This is a genomic window from Brucella sp. LJL56, from assembly GCF_054871705.1.
The window spans coordinates 1,488,139-1,508,481 of sequence record NZ_JBTXLQ010000001.1; the positions used below are offsets into that span (position 1 = coordinate 1,488,139).

The following is a 20,343-nucleotide window of genomic DNA, read 5'->3' on the forward strand; positions in this document are numbered from 1 at the left end:
GAGACCGGGGATCCATGAAGGGAAAGACGACATTAACGATAGCCACCTTGCTGATCGGCTTTGCTTTGTCTTTTCCCTCCCCCGTTTCGACTGAGAGAATTGCGCGCATGACCATTCCCGCGTCCCCTGCCGCCTTTGCCGAAGTCAACGGCATCCAGATGTATTACCGGATCGTCGGCAAGGGATCGCCGATCCTGCTTATTCCCGGCGGCTTGTCGGACCAGCATGTGTGGGATGCGCAGCTTCCTATCCTTGCACGTCATCACACAGTGATCGTTGCCGATAGTCGCGGACAGGGACGCTCCACCCGCACCGAAGATCCGATCACCTATGGATTGATGGCCGATGATTATGTGGCGCTGCTCGATTTTCTCCATATCGACAAGGTCGATCTTGTCGGCTGGAGCGATGGCGGCATTATCGGCCTCGATATCGCCATGCGTTATCCGGAACGGCTGAAAAGCCTGTTCGCGCAGGCGGCCAATGTCACACCCGAAGGCAATACCGGTTATGTCGAGGCTCGCGCCGAAGGAAAGCTGATACCGGAAATGCGCCACTATGAGAGCATCGACAAGGAAATCCATGCACTCTGGGCAAATGAGCCGAACTATACCGGTGAGGACCTCTCGGATATCCATGTGCGCACCGCGATTGTCATCGGCGACCGAGACACTGCCATCACGCGCGAACATACGGAATTCATTGCCAGCCAGATTCCGGGCGCGGAATTGATCATTCTGCCCGATGCCGGGCACGGCGTTCCTGTCGAGAATCCGCGCCTTTATGCGCATACGGTCCTGCGTTTCATCGACGGCAAGAACGCCGAGAAAACGAAGACCGCAAGCCGAAAAAGTTAAACCCTGTTTGGCAATACGCGGTCGGGCGGGCGATGCCCGTCGACAAATGCCTTGATATTGATGATGACCTTGTCGCCCATATCGATGCGGCCTTCCATGGTCGCCGATCCCATGTGCGGCAGCAGGACAACCTTGCCTTTTTCGGCAAGCGCCAGCAAGCGAGGATTAACCGCCGGTTCGTTCTCGAACACGTCCAACCCTGCTCCGGCAAGCTTGCCCTGCTCAATCAACTCTATCAGCGCATTCTCGTCGATGATCTGGCCGCGCGCCGTGTTGACCATATAGGCGGTCGGCTGCATCAGCGCGATGCGGCGCGCAGACAACAGATGGAATGTGGCAGGTGTAGATGGGCAATTGACCGAGATGATATCCATCCGGGCCAGCATCTGGTCGAGGCTATCCCAGTAGGTCGCTTCCAGCTCTTCCTCGACCTGTGGGTTGACGCGCTTGCGGTTGTGATAGTGAATGGAAAGCCCGAAAGCCTTGGCGCGGCGGGCAACGGCTGTACCGATACGTCCCATGCCGACAATGCCGAGGCGTTTGCCCCAGATGCGCCGTCCGAGCATCCAGGTCGGCGACCAACCCGGCCATTGTCCATGGCGCTCATTGAGCACAGTAGCGCCTTCCACCAGACGTCTTGGCACCGATAGCAGCAGCGCCAGGGTCATGTCGGCAGTATCCTCGGTGAGGACATTCGGCGTATTGGTGACGGTGATGCCACGCTTTGCAGCGGCGGCGACATCGATGTTGTCTACGCCATTGCCGAAATTCGCGATCAGCTTGAGATTGGGGCCGGCCTGTTCAATGGCCGCAGCATCGATAACGTCGGTGATGCAAGGCACCAGAACGTCCGCCTCCTTCATCGCAGCAATGATTTCCGGCTGATTCATGCGGTGGTCGTCTATGTTCAGACGCGCATCAAACAGTTCCCGCATCCGGGTTTCCACTGGGTCCGGCAATTTTCGCGTCAGAACGACCAGCGGTTTCTTCTTGTTCGACATCTCCACCCCATCGTTGAGCAAAGCCCCTGGAACAGCCCGTATTGTAACCAACTGATCGGTTGCGCTCCAAGAAATTTCCTGCACATTCCCAGCGGAAAACCGACTCCCACTTTTCCGGGAAATGCGTTAACCGAAGCCTCATGTTGAGACCTCCTTAACCAAGGCGGTGCAATATGGGATATTGCTTCGGCTGAACATCTCTATCAAGGCGAAGCCACAAAGACAAAGAAAAACCGGAATCTTCAGATGCCTCTTGGAAAATCAACGATGTTTTTCTGAAGAGATACATTTAAAATCAAACAATTAGGTCGCATTTCGATCTGTTGCACACAGATGGATGAACGACCTGGAAACAGGACGGCAACGTCGCCTCGCAGCCCCCTTAAACTGCCGAAGCTACTACCGTTCTGTCGTGACAGGACGGCGAGAGGTCGCAGTTTGTACAGAGTACTTTCGCAACGCTTTTTGATAGCCACGCTTGGCTTTCTGGCATTTTTTCTCATTCTGGCACCGCTTGGCGCCTCGAACAGGCATGGCGCACAGGCCGCAGAGCCCGCAGGCACCACTGTCGGCGCAAGCGGGCTTCCCGTGCCGCGTTTCGTCAGCCTTAAACCTGCTCGCGTCAATCTGCGTATCGGCCCGGGGCGCGATTATGCGGTTTCATGGCTCTTCATGAAGGCAGGACTGCCGGTCGAGATCATCCAGGAATATGACAACTGGCGCCGTATCCGCGATGCGGACGGTACGGAAGGCTGGGTCTATCAGTCGCTTCTTTCCGGCAAGCGGACCGCCATCACAGCACCCTGGCTCAAGAACAATCAGGGGGCGATGATCAATATGCGTCGCGACGCCAGCGACACATCGGGACTTGCCGCAGAGATTGAGCCGGGCGTAGTCGGCACGGTGCGTGAGTGCACAGGCCAATGGTGCCGGTTGGATATGGGTGGCGTCCGCGGCTGGATAAAGCAATCGGATCTCTGGGGCGTTTACCCGGGCGAAGTGTTTGACTGATAAACAGAAAGGCTCCGGCCTGTACGATAAATCCGGAGCCTGTAGTTATTTTACCAGGCAGGGATCACCGATCCCTTGAACGTCGTGGCGATGAAGTCCTTCACTTCATCGCTGTGATAGGAGGAGATCAGGGTTTTCACCCAATCGGCATCCTTGTCGGCGGTGCGAACGACGAGAATATTGACGTAAGGCGCTTTCTCGCCTTCCCGCACCAGCGGATCGGTTGCCGGGTTCAGGCCAGCTTCCATGGCATAATTGGTGTTGATGACAGCAGCATCGACATCCTCCATCGAACGCGGAAGCTGTGCCGCATCGAGTTCAACGAATTTGAGGTTCTTCGCATTCTCGATGATGTCGAGGGCGCTGACCTTCAATCCCTTGGCAGGATCGAGCTTGATGATGCCGTTTTCAGCAAGAACGAGCAGAGCACGACCGCCATTGGTCGGATCATTGGGGATCGCAATCGTCGCGCCTTCGGCCAGCTCGGAGATATTTTTCAGCTTCTTCGAATACATTCCCATCGGAAAATTGACGGTCTCGGCAACGCTCACAATGTCGAAGCCGCGATCGGCGACCTGATTGTCGAGATACGGCTTGTGCTGGAAAGAGTTGGCTTCCAGCGCGCCATCCGCGAGCGCCATGTTCGGGATGACATAGTCGGAAAATTCCTGAATATCGATTTCAAGACCGTTCTTTTCAGCGACTTCCTTCACCTTTTCCATGATCTGGGCGTGCGGTCCCGGGGTAACTGCGACCCGGACTGTTTTTGCAAAGGCGCTGCCGGCGGTAAAAATGGCGAGAACGGTCGCAGCGATGAATAGCTTACGCATGATATCTCCTTGGAATGTGCCAGGCTGAAACTTGGGAGGCGATTCAGCCTGGACCGGAAAACTTTCTCCCTTTTCAGCCTCACGCAATCCAATACGCAACAAAAAAAGCGGCTGTAGCCGCTTTCTTTTAAATCCGGTGTGCGTGTCGTCCGTTACTGGCTCTTGCGGCGCAGGCGAACGATAATATCCACATTGACGATTTCCATGCCCTGCGGTGCTTCCGGCATGTTGGCAACCGTCGGCTGCCCACGCTCGCCATGCGGAATATCGAACACGACATTTTCGCCTTCGAGGAAGAAATGCTGGTGATCCGAGATATTGGTATCGAAATAAGTTTTCGAGCCCTCAACCGCGATAATACGCAGCATACCGGCTTCCGTGAACTGGTGCAGCGTGTTGTAAACTGTCGCCAGAGACACCGGCACGTCGGCCATCACGGCCTCTTCGTGAAGGTCTTCGGCAGCCAGATGGCGATCGCCCCGGGCAAAGATCAGGCTCGCAAGCGCAACGCGCTGACGCGTCGGGCGCAAGCCCGCATGGCGGAGCCGCTCTTCCATCGAGACCGTCGAGTGGGTATGTGAAGTTTGCATATTCACCGTTGGTTCCGTCACAAGCTTGTAGCAAAATCATCAATCGTCAAACGGGCTGTTGCCCATTGCATACTGACATTGATATATGCCGTTGCGAAATAACTATCAATAGCTTTGGGAATTGCCCGCTTTTTCGGATAAACCCCCGAATAAACCCATTGCATGATTTTACTGCCGGAAACAGTCTGTGGTAGGGATGTTCCGGTGAAACCTACAACCGGGCCGGATTGCCGGTCGATACAGAATGAACCTCAAGGGAGGCGTAATGGCAGAACAGAAATCAAGCTACGGGTATGAAGAACTCCTGGCCTGCGCACGCGGCGAGATGTTCGGCCCCGGCAATGCTCAGCTTCCCCTGCCTCCGATGCTGATGGTCCATCGCATCACCGATATTTCCGAAACCGGCGGCGAGTTCGACAAGGGATATATCCGCGCCGAGTATGACGTGCGTCCCGACGACTGGTATTTCCCGTGCCATTTCATGGGCAATCCGATCATGCCGGGCTGCCTCGGCCTCGACGGCATGTGGCAGTTGACCGGTTTCTTCCTCGGCTGGCTCGGCGAGCCGGGCCGCGGCATGGCTCTGTCCACCGGTGAAGTCAAGTTCAAGGGCATGGTGCGTCCGCATACCAAGCTTCTCGAATACGGCATCGACTTCAAGCGCGTCATGCGCGGTCGCCTCGTGCTCGGCACGGCTGACGGCTGGTTGAAAGCCGATGGCGAAACGATCTACCGGGCGTCTGACCTGCGCGTCGGCCTGTCGAAGGACAGCGAGGGCCAGTAAGGCACCTCAATCATCATCATCCACGAGCGCGACTGCAAAAAAGTGAACAGTTTTCATGCGGCCGCGCTCAAAACATGCGAAGATCGCACCTATGTAACCGCGAAGAGGCGGCAGTCCGCATGACGGACACGTCGCTCACGGATCAGGTGTAAAGGAGAACGCGATGCGGCGTGTGGTCGTAACGGGTATGGGGATCGTATCCTCGATTGGTAACAACACCGAAGAGGTCACGGCTTCACTGCGTGAAGCAAAGTCCGGCATCTCCCGCGCTGAGGAATATGCCGAGCTTGGCTTTCGTTGTCAGGTGCACGGCGCTCCGAATATCGACGTCGAAGCACTGGTTGATCGTCGCGCGATGCGCTTCCATGGCCGTGGCACGGCCTGGAACCATATTGCGATGGATCAGGCTATCGCGGATGCGGGGCTTTCCGAAGAGGAAGTCTCCAACGACCGCACCGGCATCATCATGGGCTCCGGCGGTCCTTCTACCCGCACCATTGTCGATTCTGCCGACATCACCCGTGAAAAAGGCCCGAAGCGCGTCGGCCCGTTTGCCGTGCCAAAAGCCATGAGCTCGACGGCTTCCGCGACTCTGGCAACCTTCTTCAAGATCAAGGGCATCAACTATTCGATCTCCTCGGCCTGTGCGACGTCCAACCATTGCATCGGCAACGCGTTCGAAATGATCCAGTATGGCAAGCAGGACCGCATGTTCGCAGGCGGCTGCGAAGATCTCGACTGGACGCTTTCGGTTCTGTTCGACGCCATGGGCGCCATGTCGAGCAAGTATAACGACACGCCGTCCACGGCATCGCGCGCCTATGACAAGAATCGCGACGGCTTCGTGATCGCGGGCGGCGCCGGTGTCCTGGTGCTGGAAGACCTCGAAACCGCACTGGCCCGCGGCGCCAAGATTTACGGTGAAATCGTCGGCTATGGCGCAACCTCCGATGGGTACGACATGGTGGCTCCGTCTGGTGAAGGCGCGATCCGCTGCATGAAAATGGCGCTTTCGACCGTCAAGGGCAAGATCGACTACATCAACCCGCACGCGACCTCGACGCCTGCGGGTGATGCGCCGGAAATCGAAGCGATCCGCCAGGTCTTCGGCTCGGGCGATGCCTGCCCGCCGATCGCTGCGACGAAATCGCTGACCGGCCACTCGCTGGGTGCAACCGGCGTGCAGGAAGCGATCTATTCGCTTTTGATGATGCACAACAATTTCATTTGCGAAAGCGCACATATCGAAGAACTGGACCCTGCCTTCGCGGACATGCCTATCGTTCGCAAGCGCATTGACAACGCTCAGCTCAACACCGTGCTCTCCAACTCCTTCGGATTTGGCGGCACCAATGCGACGCTGGTTTTCCAGCGCTACCAGGGCTGAGGGAGAGGGAAATATGGAAGGTTTGATGAAAGGCAAACGCGGCCTCATCATGGGGGTCGCGAATAATCATTCACTCGCTTGGGGAATTTCAAAACAACTCGCAGCACAGGGCGCCGAACTGGCCTTTACCTATCAGGGCGATGCACTCGGCAAGCGCGTAAAGCCGCTTGCTGAACAGGTCGGCTCTGATTTCGTACTGCCTTGCGATGTTGAAAATATCGATTCGGTCGATGCGGTCTTTGCCGAAATCGAAAAGAAGTGGGGCAAGCTCGATTTCATCGTTCACGCCATCGGCTTTTCCGACAAGACTGAACTGAAGGGTCGCTACGCAGACGTCACCACGCGCGAAAATTTCAGCCGCACCATGGTGATTTCCGCCTACTCCTTCACGGAAATGGCACAGCGCGCCGAAAAGCTCATGAAGGACGGCGGTTCGATCCTGACGCTGACCTATGGTGGCTCCACACGCACCATCCCGAACTACAACGTCATGGGCGTTGCCAAGGCTGCGCTTGAAGCCATGGTTCGTTATCTTGCCGCCGATTACGGTCCGCAGGGCATCCGCGTCAACGCCATTTCGGCAGGGCCGGTGCGCACGCTGGCAGGCGCTGGCATCGGCGATGCACGCGCGATCTTCAGCTATCAGCGTCGTAACTCGCCACTGCGCCGCACCGTCGATATCGACGATGTGGGCAAATCGGCAGTCTATCTGCTGTCCGATCTTTCCAGCGGCGTCACCGGGGAAATCCATTATGTGGATTCGGGTTACAATATCGTCTCCATGCCGACGCTCGAAGAGTTGAAAAGCTCTGACGCGGAACGCGGCGAATAAGCTTCGCTCGTTTGAACAAAAAGGCCGCCTTCCAGGCGGCCTTTTTGTTTACTTCTTCGCATCGTAGATTTTGAAGCCATTCGCCTCTTCAAGAAGCGTCACATTCTTGAACAGACCCTTGAGGGTCGTTTCATATGGCAAATGACGGTTCGCGACCATCAGCAGACGCCCACCCGGTTTCAGACGCGACGCAGCGGCAGTTATAAATGCCTGACCGAGCGATACGTCCGTCACCCGCCCCTCGTGGAACGGTGGATTCATGATCACGGTGTCATAAATACCCGGCATTTTTTCACTGGTCACATCGAACCAGTTGAAGCCAATGGGAACCGATACCCCTAACCGCTCCAGATTGCCGCGTGCGGCCTCCAGTGCCTCATAATCAGCTTCGAAAAGATCGATGGATTTGATGCGATCCGCAAACTTAAGACATTGCGCAGCAAGATAACCCCAGCCCGCACCAAGATCGGCAACGTTGCCGAAAACGATCTTTTCCATATGTGGGACGAGCAGCGCCGAACCCTTATCGATCACGCCGTGCGAGAACATACCGGGTTCGGTCCGGAATACGTCGTCAATATCGGTCGCAAGCGGTTTCAGAGCTGTGATGAAGTCATCGGTGAGATCGGCGGGCCTTCTCAGCCAGAAGACCACGGCATGGTTCTTCGACATGCGGTCGCTGATCTCGGCAATATTGCCGACCCATTTGCGGAAACTGTCGATGCCGAGCTTCTTGTCGCCAGACACTGCAATCCATCCGCCCGGCTCAACACGCGCCAGAAGCTCCGCAAACCACGCCTCATTGCGTCCGCGATGTTTTCCGAGCAGAAGCAGCCCGCCGGAAAAACGCCGCTCCTCGTCCAATCTGGAGCCCAACCTGGGAACGACATTGAGGCCTTCCTTATCCAGCGCCAGCCAGTCCGGGCGCCAGGGCTGCAGGAAGGTCAGCGCCTGCTTCCATTCATCGTCAAGACGCCGATCAGCAGAAAGACCGCAGGCGAGGAAGGATTGTCCCACTTCAGGCATATCCAGCATGCCCTGATCGAAGGGGAGAAAGAGTGTTTGTTGTGCCGGTGTCATCATGCTTCACCCATGCCGATCAATTGTTCTACGCGCAACAAAAAAAGCGCGCCCCAAAAAGACTTGGGGCGCGCTCTTTCTCAATTGATTGCAGAGTACAACGCTTATTCAGCGTCTGCTTCTGCCTTCTTTTCAGCAACAACTTCCTTGCCGGTTTCCTGATCGACGACCTTCATCGACAGGCGAACCTTGCCACGTTCGTCGAAGCCCATGAGCTTGACCCAGACCTTCTGGCCTTCCTTGACCACATCGGTAGTCTTAGCAACGCGGTCAGAAGCGAGCTGCGAGATGTGAACCAGACCGTCACGCGGACCGAAGAAGTTCACGAAAGCGCCGAAGTCAGCGGTCTTGACGACCGTGCCTTCGTAGATTTCGCCGACTTCCGGCTCGGCAACGATCGAATGAATCCACTTCTTGGCGGCTTCGATTTCCTTGCCGTTCGACGAAGCGATCTTGACCGTGCCGTCGTCTTCGATGTTGATCTTCGCGCCGGTCTTCTCGACGATTTCGCGAATAACCTTACCGCCCGAACCGATAACATCACGGATCTTGTCGGTTGGGATGTTCATCACTTCGATGCGTGGAGCGAATTCGCCCAGTTCTTCACGCGACGTGGAAAGAGCCTTGCTCATTTCGCCGAGGATGTGAACGCGACCACCCTTGGCCTGCTCCAGCGCGACCTTCATGATCTCTTCGGTGATACCGTCGATCTTGATGTCCATCTGAAGGGCAGTGATACCGCTTTCGGTACCGGCTACCTTGAAATCCATATCGCCGAGGTGATCTTCGTCGCCGAGAATGTCAGAAAGAACAGCGTAACGCTCGCCTTCCTTGATCAGACCCATAGCAATACCAGCAACCGGACGGGTAATTGGAACGCCTGCATCCATCAGCGCCAGCGACGTGCCACAAACGGTTGCCATCGACGAAGAGCCATTCGATTCCGTGATCTCGGAAACAGCGCGGATCGTGTAAGGGAACTGTTCAGCAGCAGGCAGCATTGGATGGATTGCACGCCATGCGAGCTTGCCATGACCAACTTCACGACGGCCTGGCGAACCCATACGACCGGTTTCACCGACCGAATATGGCGGGAAGTTGTAATGCAGCATGAAAGATTCTTTGTACGTACCGGTCAGAGAATCGATCATCTGTTCGTCTTCGCCGGTGCCGAGCGTGGCAACAGCGATTGCCTGCGTCTCACCGCGGGTAAACAGCGCCGAGCCGTGTGTACGTGGCAGAAGGCCGACTTCCGAAACGATTGCGCGAACGGTCGACAAATCGCGGCCATCGATACGATTGCCGGTGTCGAGGATGTTCCAGCGAACAATCTTTGCCTGCAGGTGTTTGAAGACAGTTGCAAATTTTTCAGCCGAGAATTCAGGCTCTTCAACGCCCTCTGGGAAGAAATGAGCCTTCGCCTTGGCCTTTGCAGCGTCAACAGCGACGTAACGAGCCTGCTTTTCGGTGATCTTGTAGGCGTCGCGCAGGTCGTTTTCGACAACTGCGAGCATCTTGGCTTCGAGGTCCGACAAATCTTCCGGCTGGAAGTCACGCGGTTCCTTGGCAGCAACTTCAGCGAGCTTGATGATCGCATCGATAACGGGCTGGAAACCCTTCTGACCGAAAACAACAGCGCCGAGCATAACTTCTTCGGAAAGTTCCTGTGCTTCTGATTCAACCATCAGAACAGCGTCAGCCGTACCGGCAACAACCAGGTCGAGCTTCGATTCCGGCATTTCGTCGATATTCGGGTTCAGAACGTATTCGCCGTTGATGTAGCCAACGCGCGCGCCACCGATCGGACCCATGAAAGGAACGCCGGAAATGGTCAGCGCTGCAGAAGCTGCAACCATCGACAAAACGTCTGGATTGTTCTCAAGGTCATGCTGAATGACGGTCAGAACAACCTGTGTGTCGTTCTTGTAGCCATCGACGAAGAGCGGACGGATCGGACGGTCGATCAGGCGCGAAACGAGGGTTTCGTTTTCGCTCGGACGGCCTTCACGCTTGAAGAAACCACCAGGGATCTTGCCGGCGGCATAGGTCTTTTCCTGATAGTTTACGGTCAGCGGAAAGAAATCCTGACCCGGCTTTGGTTCCTTGGCAGAAACGACAGTCGCCAGAACGACGGTTTCGCCATAGGTTGCCAGAACTGCACCGTCAGCCTGACGGGCGATCTTGCCGGTTTCGAGCGTAAGCGGACGACCGCCCCATTCGATTTCCACTTTATGGGTATTGAACATATCTTGTCCTCATATGGAGACGCCGCGCAAAGCGCTAGGGCATCTCCTGGGTTGGCAGACAGGCCACGGGCAAGACAACGGGAAGTTCGTTATGTGTCAGAACATTCATTCCCGAATATTCCCTGACACGAACTGCCTGCAATCCTGCCCCATGACTGGTCCAGGTCATGAGCCGTATGGCTCTTCATCGGCATGACGGAATGCACCGGGTGCGCCGTCTCATGCCAGCGGGCATTCGCCCGATATTGTCGCATTTTGATCTGTCAGCGGCTATCCGCACGACAAAATGCTCGATAAATCAAACGGGCGACGTTTGAAGACGTCGCCCGATTTTACCGTTAGCGGCGCAGGCCGAGACGGCCGATCAGCGCCTGGTAACGTGCCTGGTCGATGCCCTTGACATAGTCAAGAAGACGACGACGCTGCGAAACCAGCTTCAGAAGGCCGCGACGCGAATGATTGTCATTCTTGTGGCCCTTGAAATGATCCGTAAGGTTGGCAATACGCTCGGAAAGAACGGCGACCTGTACTTCAGGAGAACCGGTATCGCCTTCCTTGGTGGCGTATTCCTTGATAAGTGCTTGCTTGCGCTCAGCAGTAATCGACATCGTACACCCTTTCTTGATGAGAGGAAAAAGAGACGCCCAGGCCGGGATGTCGTCCAGCGCGGGCCATTTACACGATCTGACATGCTTTCAGGCATGATCGATGAGGGGCATATAGTGTAAAATTGGCAAGAATGCCAGTCTCAATTCAATTGGCCGCCTCATCGCGATCTTCTGACGAAACGTCAGCTCGCCGTGAAAACGCGCTTCGGTTTGAACTGTCCATGCTCGATATAGCCGATGGCGAGCAATTTTCCGCGTGTCGTGACACAGGCTTCCTCGGCTTCCAGAGGCGCGTCGCGCCCACGCAGGATGACCGGATTGCCCAGACGCACGCGTTGCGCCTGATCGTCGGAAAGCGGTATCTGCGGCAGGCAGTCCAGTGCCGCACCTGTGTCGATGACCAGCGCGTCAATCGCCGAAAAGTCGCGACGCGGTGCTGGTTCCACGATATTGCCGTCCTCATCCTTCGGCGGAAGCGGCGGCCATGCCTGTTCGAGTTCTGCCAAGGTGACGGAATCCTCTTCCGTGAACGGTGCCACTTCGATGCGGCGCAGTTCCGAAATATGGCCGTAGCATCCAAGATCTCGGCCCATATCGCGGGCCAGAGAACGCACATAGGTGCCCTTGGAGCATTCGACCTCGAATTCGGTGCGGTCGGCATCCGGAATGCCTACAATCTCCAGCCGGTCGATCTCTACTTCGCGGGAGGGGATCTCGACGGTCTCACCTTCGCGAGCAAGATCATAGGCCCGTTCGCCGTCGATCTTGATGGCGGAAAACTGCGGCGGCACCTGCGAAATGACGCCGGTATAATTCGGCAGCAATGCCTCTACATCTGCACTTGACGGGCGCTTGTCAGAGGTTTTGGTCGGCTGGCCTTCCAGATCGTCCGTCGAACGTTCTTCACCCCAACTGACCGTAAAACGATAGATCTTGGTCCCGTCCATGACATAAGGCACAGTCTTGGTGGCTTCACCCAGCGCTATGGGCAACATGCCGGAAGCAAGCGGATCAAGCGTACCGGCATGACCGGCTTTTTCGGCGTTGAACAGCCACTTGATCTTCGAGACCGCTTCGGTCGATCCCATACCTTTCGGCTTGTCAAAAATAACCCAGCCGGAAACCGGACGGCCTTTTTTCTTGCCCCGTCTTGCCATGCTTTATTCGTCTCCATTGCGGGAAGCCTTGTCTGCCTCCCGGTCTTCTTCATCGTCATGCCCAAGATCGCGTGCGACTTCCGGCGAGCGGAGCAGTGCATCGATCTTGGAAAAATTGTCAAAGCTGGTATCTGCCCGGAAGCGGAATTCCGGCATGTACTTCATCTGGCTGAGGCTCGGAGCGATACGACCACGAATGAATTTCGCATTCGCAGCCAGCGCCTTGATAACGGCCTGCGTATCGGCATCGCCAAGAGGGGTGATGAAGCAAGTTGCGATCTTGAGGTCGGGTGACATACGCACTTCCGAGACGGAAATCACGGTGCGGCTGATCAGATCGTCGCGGATTTCTCCACGCTGAAGCACCTGTGCCAATGCGTGACGCACCTGCTCGCCCACGCGAAGCTGGCGTTGGGAAAGGCCACCTGAGCCTTTTGGATCCGGAGAACGTGCCATAGCTATATCCTCGATAAACAGCCATTAATCGGCACCCAGCCCAAATGGCTGCCCGAAGAAACGGCTAAAACTGAACGGTGCAATTTACCACAGTTCAGACGGGAGTCAGACCCTCGGAACCGGGTAATGAAAAACTGGACCGCCCATGACAGGACGGTCCAGCATATAGGCATTAGAGCGTGCGCGTAATATGTTCGACGCGGAACGCTTCGATCGTGTCGCCTGCGCGAATGTCGTCGTAGTTTTCGAACGCCATACCGCATTCCTGGCCCATCGGCACTTCTTGCACTTCGTCCTTGAAGCGCTTGAGCGTCTTGAGCTTGCCTTCGTGGATAACCACGTTGTCACGGATGAGGCGGACGCCTGCACCACGTTCAACCTTGCCGTCGATAACCCGGCAACCGGCAACCTTACCAACCTTGGTGATGTTGAAGACTTCAAGAATCTCAGCATTACCAATGAAGGTTTCACGGCGTTCTGGCGACAGAAGACCCGACATCGCTGCTTTAACATCTTCGATCAGATCGTAGATGATGTTGTAGTAGCGGATTTCGGTGCCCTGCTGGTCGGCTGCATCGCGTGCCTGCTTGTTGGCACGAACGTTGAAGCCGATGATTGCTGCATTGGAGGCTTCGGCCAGTGACACGTCGCTTTCCGTGATACCACCGGCGCCCGAATGGACGATGCGTGCACGCACTTCGTCGGTGCCGAGCTTGTCGAGAGCCGTAATGATCGCTTCGACCGAACCCTGCACGTCACCCTTGATGACGAGCGGGAATTCCTTCAAGCCATTCACCTGAAGCTGGCTCATCATCTGCTCAAGCGAGCCGCGCTGGCCAGTCTGACGGGCAACCGCCTTATCGCGAGCAAGGCGCTGGCGATAATCAGCAATTTCACGAGCTTTGGCTTCGTTAGCAACAACTGCGAAGCGATCGCCTGCCTGTGGAGTGCCCTGGAGACCAAGGACTTCAACCGGCATTGCAGGTCCTGCTTCCTTGACGTGTTCGCCACGGTCGTTGACCAGAGCGCGCACACGGCCCCATTCGTTACCGGCAGCGATAATATCGCCCGGATGCAATGTACCCTTCTGAACCAGAACGGTTGCGACCGAACCACGGCCACGATCGAGCTGCGCTTCGATGACAACGCCTTCAGCGGTACGGGCCGGATCTGCCTTGAGATCAAGAATTTCTGCCTGCAACAGGACTGCTTCAAGCAACTTGTCGAGGTTGATCTTGTTCTTGGCCGAAACTTCGACGTCGAGAACTTCACCGCCCATCGATTCCACGAAGACATCGTGCTGCAGAAGGGCAGTGCGAACCTTCTGCGGATCGGCAGCAGGCTTGTCGATCTTGTTGATTGCCACGATGATCGGAACACCAGCCGCCTTGGCATGGTTGATGGATTCAATCGTCTGCGGCATCACGCTGTCGTCAGCGGCAACCACCAGAATGGCGATGTCGGTCGCCTGCGCACCGCGGGCACGCATTGCGGTAAAGGCAGCGTGGCCCGGCGTATCGATGAAGGTGATCTTCTGGCCGTTCTGCTCGACCTGATAAGCACCGATATGCTGGGTGATGCCGCCGGCTTCGCCTGACACCACATTGGCGTGACGGATCGCGTCGAGCAGCGAGGTCTTGCCGTGATCGACGTGACCCATGATGGTCACGACCGGAGGACGGGAAACCAGCGCGGCCTCGTTATCGGCGACACCGAAGATACCTTCTTCAACGTCCGATTCCGCAACGCGCTTGACGGTGTGGCCGAATTCTTCAGCAATGAGCTGTGCCATATCGGCATCGATCACATCGCCCGGCTTCATCATCTGTCCCTGTTTCATGAGGTACTTGATGATGTCGACAGAACGCTCGGCCATACGCTGTGCGAGTTCCTGAAGCGTGATGGTTTCAGGAACAGTCACTTCGCGAGAAATTTTCTCGCGTGTTTCCTGCATCTGCGAACGCTTGAACTTTTCCTGACGGCGACGCATCGCCGAAAGCGAACGCGAACGGCCTTCGTCTTCCAGATTGCTGGAGATGGTCAGCTTGCCGCGACGACGATCATCTTCGGTCTTAACCACTTTCGGTGCGCGGACTTCCGGCTTTGCCGGGACGCCACGACGAGCCGTCGACGGACCACGACGATCATCGTCGTCACCCGTAGAACCAGGCTTGCGCTGCTGGCTCTGTGGAAGAGGCTTGTTTGCCGTTGGAATAACGTCTGCAATCGCTGGCGATGCAGGACGCTGTCCCTGACCGGGACGACCGCCCTGCGGAGGACGACCCGAATGCTGCGGGCGACCGCCCTGCGGTGCAGGACGGGAATCGCCGCGCTGCTCCGAACGACCTTCCGACTGCGGCATGCGCTTGTTTGCTTCCGCTTCCGCGCGAGCCTTAGCCTCTGCTTCTGCCTTCAGACGTGCTTCTTCCTCTGCCTGGCGGCGAGCGGATTCTTCACGTTCCTTGGCACGGCGTGCATCTTCTTCTGCGCGGCGCTTTGCTTCTTCAGCAGCGCGAACGCGATCAGCCGCATCACGAACCTGCGCTTCTTCAAGCGCCCGGCGACGCGCATCCATTTCAGAGCGCGACAGCGTATTCAACACCATCCCGGAGCGATCAGACTGGCGTGGACGCTGCGACTGCTGGCCGGGGCGCTGCTGATTACGCGGCTGCTGCTGCGCAACATGCGGCTTTGGTGTTGTTACAGGAGCTGCCGGTGCGGGTGCCTTTGGCTGTTGCGGTGCGGGCGCTGGTGCTGCTGGCGCAGTTGCCTGGGAAGCAACAGCCGCTGGAGCTGCTGGCGCGGGCGCCGATACAGCAGCCGCTGGTGCCGCCGGGGTGGAGGTCGCAGGCGCAGGAGCCGCTGGTGTCGGAGCTGCAGGCTGTGGGGCCGCTACCTCGACTTCCGGCTTCTCGTCAGGCCGCGAGAATTTGCGCTTCTTCGTTTCAACGACGACAGCCTTCGTGCGGCCGTGGCTGAAATTCTGGCGCACGGTGCTCTGCTCGACGCCTGGCCGCTTCATGGTCAGCGTCTTCTTCGTATTAACGCTCAGCGTCTTGTCGTCGTTCGTTTTATCGCTCATTACGTTTCCGTTTCCTTCGCGGCTCCGGCCGCTCTACTCGAGCATTATCCAACGCGACCTGGTCATGTTGGATAAAGCTCCAGTCATCCGCTTCAACGCGCAATCCGATCCAGGGTCTGCCAAGCCCCTCCACAGTTGCGCTCTAATCCAGGTTCGATGCGCTTTCACCGCGATAGCGATGCAACATAAGCGCCCGCTTTACGAACCCGGCCGCCGCCTTTCCTTCAAGTACGGCTGCATGTATCACATTTCCGCCCCCAAATGCCAAATCCATTTCTTCCCCTGTAAAAAGGGTGAAGGCCGGGATTTCGGGGCCATCAAGATGCACCACGGCGCGGCGGGCCTGATCGAGCTTGCGCACGCCATCGGCTGCGGCTTCCTGAGCGTGCAGTACCATGGCGGCAGCCCCGGTACGGATCGCCTGATCCACCTTGGTCGAGCCTGTTACCACAGCGCCAGCCTTGCGAGCCAGAGCGAGGCTACCGAGAGCAGATTTCGTCAGCAACTGGTCCACCAGCGCGCCAAGATCCGCCTGCGGCGTCACACCTTCTTTCAGCGCCCGCGCAAAGAGTTTGCGCTTGACCGCTTCATCCACCAGACGACGCTCGGCTTTGACCCAGCATCCTCTGCCTGGCAGATTCCTTTTCAAGTCCGGCACCACGGAACCGTCGGGACCGGCCACGAAACGGATCAGATCATCGGCAGAACCGCTTTCGCGCGTGACGATACAGGTTCTGTCATTCATATCCTGCTCCACGCGAACTCCAGTTTTGCCATAACGGCGATATCGGGCGGCCATATCGGGGCCGCATTCCGAACTTGTACCAATGTCATGACCGGCTCGGCTACATCGCTCTTGCATGAGCGACGAAATTGCTACGCGAGCACCAGTTTTGGACCATATCCAACGCATCAGACCTGATGCGTGGCGCTGTACCAGAGCAAAAGCCCCACCACAACCCGTAAGATGGCCGGAACTTCATTCGAAACCCGAACTGGCCGATCAATTCAGATGAACGACGGCCATTTTTCAGGGATCAATTGCGAGAGCCGCACAGCTTACGCTTGAATTGCCTCAGACGTAAGAAGCCATACGGCTCTTCTATTCCAGCACCCTTCTTAGGAAGCGGCTTCCTCTTCACTGGCTTCAGCTTCGGCTTCTTTTTCCTGAGCCGATGCCAGTTCTTCCTCCGTGATCCATCCTGCCTTCAAACGCGCAGAAAGGACCATCTGTTCCGCATCGACACGCGAAACGTCGAAGGAAGAGAAGATGCCGCTATGAGCAACGGTTTCGCCGTCCTTGCGTTCACGCCAGCCGACCAGATCGTCGACGGCATAACCGGCAAAGTCGTCCATCGTCTTGACACCGTCTTCACCGACTGCCACCAGCATCGCCGTGGTGATGCCCGGCAGTTCACGCAGTTCGTCCTCCACGCCCAGCTCCTTGCGGCGGTCATCCTGTTCGCTTTCGATGCGATCCAGATATTCCCGGGCACGTTCCTGGATTTCGCCGGCCGTATCCTCATCGAAACCGTCAATGGAGGCGATTTCGCCCGACTCGACATAGGCCAGTTCTTCAACAGATGCGAAACCTTCGGAGGCCAGAACCTGACCGACCATCTCGTCAACGTTGAGAGCATCCATGAAGAGGGTCGAACGTTCGGTGAATTCCTTCTGGCGACGTTCGGATTCTTCGTCTTCCGTCAGGATGTCGATGTCCCAGCCGGTGAGCTGGGAAGCAAGGCGCACATTCTGACCGCGACGACCGATTGCAAGTGATAGTTGGTCATTCGGGACGACAACTTCAATACGCTCGGCATCTTCATCGAGCACCACCTTGGCAACTTCAGCCGGTTGAAGCGCGTTGACGATGAAGGAAGCCGCCTCCGGAGACCACGGAATGATGTCGATCTTTTCACCCTGCAATTCGCCGACAACGGCCTGAACGCGGGACCCGCGCATACCGACGCAGGCGCCAACCGGATCGATGGAAGCGTCACGCGACACGACCGCAATCTTGGCTCGGGAACCCGGATCGCGGGCAACGGACTTGATTTCGATGATGCCGTCGTAAATTTCCGGCACTTCCATGGTGAAAAGCTTCGCCATGAAGGACGGATGGGTGCGCGACAGGAAAATCTGCGGGCCACGCTGTTCGCGGCGCACATCGTAGACATAGGCGCGAATGCGGTCACCGTAGCGGAAAGCTTCGCGCGGGATCAGTTCATCGCGGCGCACGATGGCTTCACCACGACCGAGATCGACAATCACATTGCCGTATTCGACGCGCTTCACAGTACCGTTGACGATTTCGCCAACGCGATCCTTGTATTCGTCATACTGACGGTCACGCTCGGCTTCACGCACTTTCTGCACGATAACCTGCTTTGCCGACTGGGCGGCGATACGACCGAAATCCATCGGCGGTAGCTGATCGGCGATGAAGTCACCGACCTGCGCATCCGGATTGCGATCGCGAGCGGTGAAGAGCGAAATCTGCGTCGCGTAATCCTCGACATGCTCAACAACTTCGAGCAGGCGCTGCAGCTTGATCTCGCCAGACTTCGCATTGATGTCCGCGCGGATGTTGCTTTCCTGGCCGTAACGCGAACGCGCCGCCTTCTGGATCGCATCGGCCATGGCCGCAAGAACGATCTCGCGGTCGATCGACTTCTCGCGTGCGACCGCGTCGGCGATCTGCAGAAGCTCCAGCCTGTTAGCACTGACTGCCATTGGACTCTCCTTGGTGTCGCATCCGGCTCCTCAAGATACCGGATGCCTGAAACTTATTTCTTCTTTTCGGCTTCGCCCGATGCGGCTTCGTCAGACCCAGCTTCGCCGGACTGTTCGTCCATTTCGGCTTCCTGATCACCACCCAGATCGTCGCCGGGAATACGGCCTTCGCGCAGGGCCTTGTCCTTGCGCAGCGCATCGCGGATCAAGTCATCAGTCAGCACGAGACGTGCATCCGAAATCAGATCGAATGGAATGCGCACGACAGGTTCGTTGCCGTAGGAAATCTGATCGCTTTCAATGACAACGGTTTCCTCATCGCCCAGAACGATACGCCCGCGGAATTTCTTGCGGCCCTCGTGCACGATGGAGGTTTCCACCTTTGCGATGTGACCGGCCCAATCGACAAAATCCGATTTACGGACCAGCGGACGGTCGATACCCGGAGACGAAATCTCCAGATGGTATTTTCCGTTGATTGGATCTTCCACATCGAGCACCGGCGCAACGGTGCGGCTGACCAGTTCGCAATCGTCGACGGTCATCGTGCCATCGGGACGCTCGGCCATGATCTGCAAGGTCTGACCGTTCAGCCCCGAAAGGCGCACGCGCACCAGCCGGAAGCCGAGCGTATTGATGATGGGCTCGATGATGAAAGCCACTTTCGCATCAATGCCCGTCTCGCGAATGATGCGCTCATCCGCACCTGTTGCGAGCACTTCTGCTTCGTTTGCCTGAACCTGTTCCGTCAACCTAAAAACCTTTCGAGAGGCAGGAAAAGCCTCTTCAAGCAGGCCGTAAGTAACAAAAAAGAGCGGGACCGGGTGGACCCACTCTTGTTCAAACGACCAAGAATTTGAGACATATATACCAGTGGAAGCTGATTTTTTCAAGACCGCTTCTGACGTTCGATTGATGTGTTCTCCGCTGGCAGCTTCAACGGCGAATGAAAGTCAAATAGGCAGCGCGCCGACCTTCGCGAAAAGCCTTTGCTTCATAGCGCGTGCCTGGCCAGGCTTCATAAGGGTTGTTCCAGTCGGACGGGCCTTCGGCCTGCCAGTCGAATGCCGGATGACGGCGACAATGCTGGAGCGTCCAGTTGACATAATGCTCGATGTCGGAAGCAAAGCGAAATTTTGCACCGGGCTTCAGCACGCGGGCGAAGCGGTCGAGATTGGCATCGCTGACGAAACGGCGTTTCCAGTGACGTCGCTTGTGCCAGGGATCGGGATAGAAAAGATCAATGCCCGAAAGAGACGCATCGGGCAGCCAGTCGAGGACCGCCGTTGCATCCTCGTCATAGAGACGCAGGTTCGGGCGCGGTTCTTCATCAAGTGCCGCAAGCATCTTTGCCATGCCGTTGACGAAGGGTTCGACACCGATGAAACCCGTCTGCGGATAGCGACCTGTCTCATGGTGAAGATGCTCGCCGCCGCCGAAACCGATTTCCAGACGTACAGCGTCGACCTTCGTTTCAAAAAGCGCATGCAGATCCTGCGGTGCCGGGCTTTCGATGTCGATCTTGATACGCGGCAGAAAATCCTCGAACAGATTCTTCTGATGGCTCCGCAGGGGCTTGCCGTGACGACGGCCGAAAAAATTTCCGGCACCGCGCAGAGGATGAGATTCTTCGGTCATATTTTATCCGTCGGCATCATAGTGAATAATAAAGCACGTTTCGATCTGATT

At 56.8% G+C, this 20,343-nt stretch carries 18 protein-coding genes; 5 read left to right on the forward strand and 13 right to left on the reverse strand.

The genetic code is table 11. The annotated features are described in order from the left end of the window. The first annotated feature begins 14 nt into the window (after positions 1-14). Positions 15-857 carry an alpha/beta fold hydrolase gene (locus ACYSN1_RS07155; RefSeq protein ID WP_461725005.1) on the forward strand — a complete coding sequence of 281 codons (843 nt, stop codon included), beginning with the start codon at positions 15-17 and terminating at the stop codon, positions 855-857. Here ACYSN1_RS07155 and ACYSN1_RS07160 read toward each other — a convergent pair. Beyond that, a complete protein-coding gene (locus ACYSN1_RS07160; RefSeq protein WP_461725006.1) occupies positions 854-1,858 on the reverse strand; it encodes a 2-hydroxyacid dehydrogenase in 1,005 nt (334 codons plus the stop codon). The genes ACYSN1_RS07155 and ACYSN1_RS07160 overlap by 4 nt on opposite strands. A 438-nt stretch (positions 1,859-2,296) precedes the next feature. Here ACYSN1_RS07160 and ACYSN1_RS07165 point away from each other — a divergent pair, with 438 nt between their 5' ends. Then, positions 2,297-2,869, forward strand: a complete 573-nt coding sequence (locus tag ACYSN1_RS07165; RefSeq protein ID WP_461725007.1) for an SH3 domain-containing protein — start codon at positions 2,297-2,299, stop codon at positions 2,867-2,869. A 50-nt stretch (positions 2,870-2,919) separates the two neighbouring features. Here ACYSN1_RS07165 and ACYSN1_RS07170 read toward each other — a convergent pair whose 3' ends face one another. Next, entirely contained in the window at positions 2,920-3,699 is a 780-nt protein-coding gene (locus tag ACYSN1_RS07170) for a MetQ/NlpA family ABC transporter substrate-binding protein (RefSeq protein ID WP_461725008.1), read from the reverse strand. Positions 3,700-3,851: 152 nt separating this feature from the next. Then, a complete protein-coding gene (irrA, locus tag ACYSN1_RS07175; RefSeq protein ID WP_461725295.1) occupies positions 3,852-4,289 on the reverse strand; it encodes an iron response transcriptional regulator IrrA in 438 nt (145 codons plus the stop codon). Between the two features lie 265 nt (positions 4,290-4,554). On the opposite strand from irrA, the gene fabA reads away from it, so the two are divergent. From fabA to fabI, 3 genes are all read left to right on the forward strand, one after another. Further along, complete coding sequence (fabA, locus tag ACYSN1_RS07180; RefSeq protein WP_010657784.1) at positions 4,555-5,073, forward strand: 3-hydroxyacyl-[acyl-carrier-protein] dehydratase FabA; 519 nt, start codon at positions 4,555-4,557, stop codon at positions 5,071-5,073. A 163-nt stretch (positions 5,074-5,236) separates the two neighbouring features. Then, entirely contained in the window at positions 5,237-6,460 is a 1,224-nt protein-coding gene (gene fabB / locus ACYSN1_RS07185) for a beta-ketoacyl-ACP synthase I (RefSeq protein ID WP_461725009.1), read from the forward strand. A 13-nt stretch (positions 6,461-6,473) separates the two neighbouring features. Further along, a complete protein-coding gene (gene fabI / locus ACYSN1_RS07190) occupies positions 6,474-7,292 on the forward strand; it encodes an enoyl-ACP reductase FabI (RefSeq protein ID WP_461725010.1) in 819 nt (272 codons plus the stop codon). 48 nt (positions 7,293-7,340) lie between these two features. Here fabI and ACYSN1_RS07195 read toward each other — a convergent pair whose 3' ends face one another. From ACYSN1_RS07195 to trmB, 10 genes are all read right to left on the reverse strand, one after another. Continuing rightward, a complete protein-coding gene (locus tag ACYSN1_RS07195; protein WP_461725011.1) occupies positions 7,341-8,375 on the reverse strand; it encodes a class I SAM-dependent methyltransferase in 1,035 nt (344 codons plus the stop codon). A gap of 101 nt (positions 8,376-8,476) precedes the next feature. After that, positions 8,477-10,618: a polyribonucleotide nucleotidyltransferase gene (pnp, locus tag ACYSN1_RS07200; RefSeq protein WP_461725012.1), complete on the reverse strand. Its 2,142-nt coding sequence runs from the start codon at positions 10,616-10,618 to the stop codon at positions 8,477-8,479. Positions 10,619-10,956: 338 nt separating this feature from the next. Further along, on the reverse strand, positions 10,957-11,226 hold the full coding sequence (gene rpsO / locus ACYSN1_RS07205; RefSeq protein WP_024898336.1) for a 30S ribosomal protein S15: 270 nt from the start codon (positions 11,224-11,226) through the stop codon (positions 10,957-10,959). A 182-nt stretch (positions 11,227-11,408) separates the two neighbouring features. Beyond that, on the reverse strand, positions 11,409-12,383 hold the full coding sequence (gene truB, locus ACYSN1_RS07210) for a tRNA pseudouridine(55) synthase TruB (RefSeq protein ID WP_461725013.1): 975 nt from the start codon (positions 12,381-12,383) through the stop codon (positions 11,409-11,411). Between the two features lie 3 nt (positions 12,384-12,386). Then, positions 12,387-12,839, reverse strand: coding sequence for a 30S ribosome-binding factor RbfA (gene rbfA, locus ACYSN1_RS07215; RefSeq protein WP_461725014.1), 453 nt, complete (start codon positions 12,837-12,839; stop codon positions 12,387-12,389). Between the two features lie 172 nt (positions 12,840-13,011). Continuing rightward, positions 13,012-15,921, reverse strand: a complete 2,910-nt coding sequence (gene infB / locus ACYSN1_RS07220; protein WP_461725015.1) for a translation initiation factor IF-2 — start codon at positions 15,919-15,921, stop codon at positions 13,012-13,014. Positions 15,922-16,063: 142 nt separating this feature from the next. Next, complete coding sequence (locus tag ACYSN1_RS07225; protein ID WP_461725016.1) at positions 16,064-16,720, reverse strand: RNA-binding protein; 657 nt, start codon at positions 16,718-16,720, stop codon at positions 16,064-16,066. Positions 16,721-17,040: 320 nt separating this feature from the next. Continuing rightward, positions 17,041-18,654 carry a transcription termination factor NusA gene (gene nusA, locus ACYSN1_RS07230; protein ID WP_461725017.1) on the reverse strand — a complete coding sequence of 538 codons (1,614 nt, stop codon included), beginning with the start codon at positions 18,652-18,654 and terminating at the stop codon, positions 17,041-17,043. Positions 18,655-18,707: 53 nt separating this feature from the next. After that, the gene (rimP, locus tag ACYSN1_RS07235; RefSeq protein WP_461725018.1) at positions 18,708-19,406 is read right to left on the reverse strand and encodes a ribosome maturation factor RimP; all 699 of its coding nucleotides are present in this window, start codon (positions 19,404-19,406) and stop codon (positions 18,708-18,710) included. 184 nt (positions 19,407-19,590) lie between these two features. After that, positions 19,591-20,292, reverse strand: coding sequence for a tRNA (guanine(46)-N(7))-methyltransferase TrmB (gene trmB / locus ACYSN1_RS07240; RefSeq protein ID WP_461725019.1), 702 nt, complete (start codon positions 20,290-20,292; stop codon positions 19,591-19,593). Positions 20,293-20,343 lie beyond the last annotated feature (51 nt).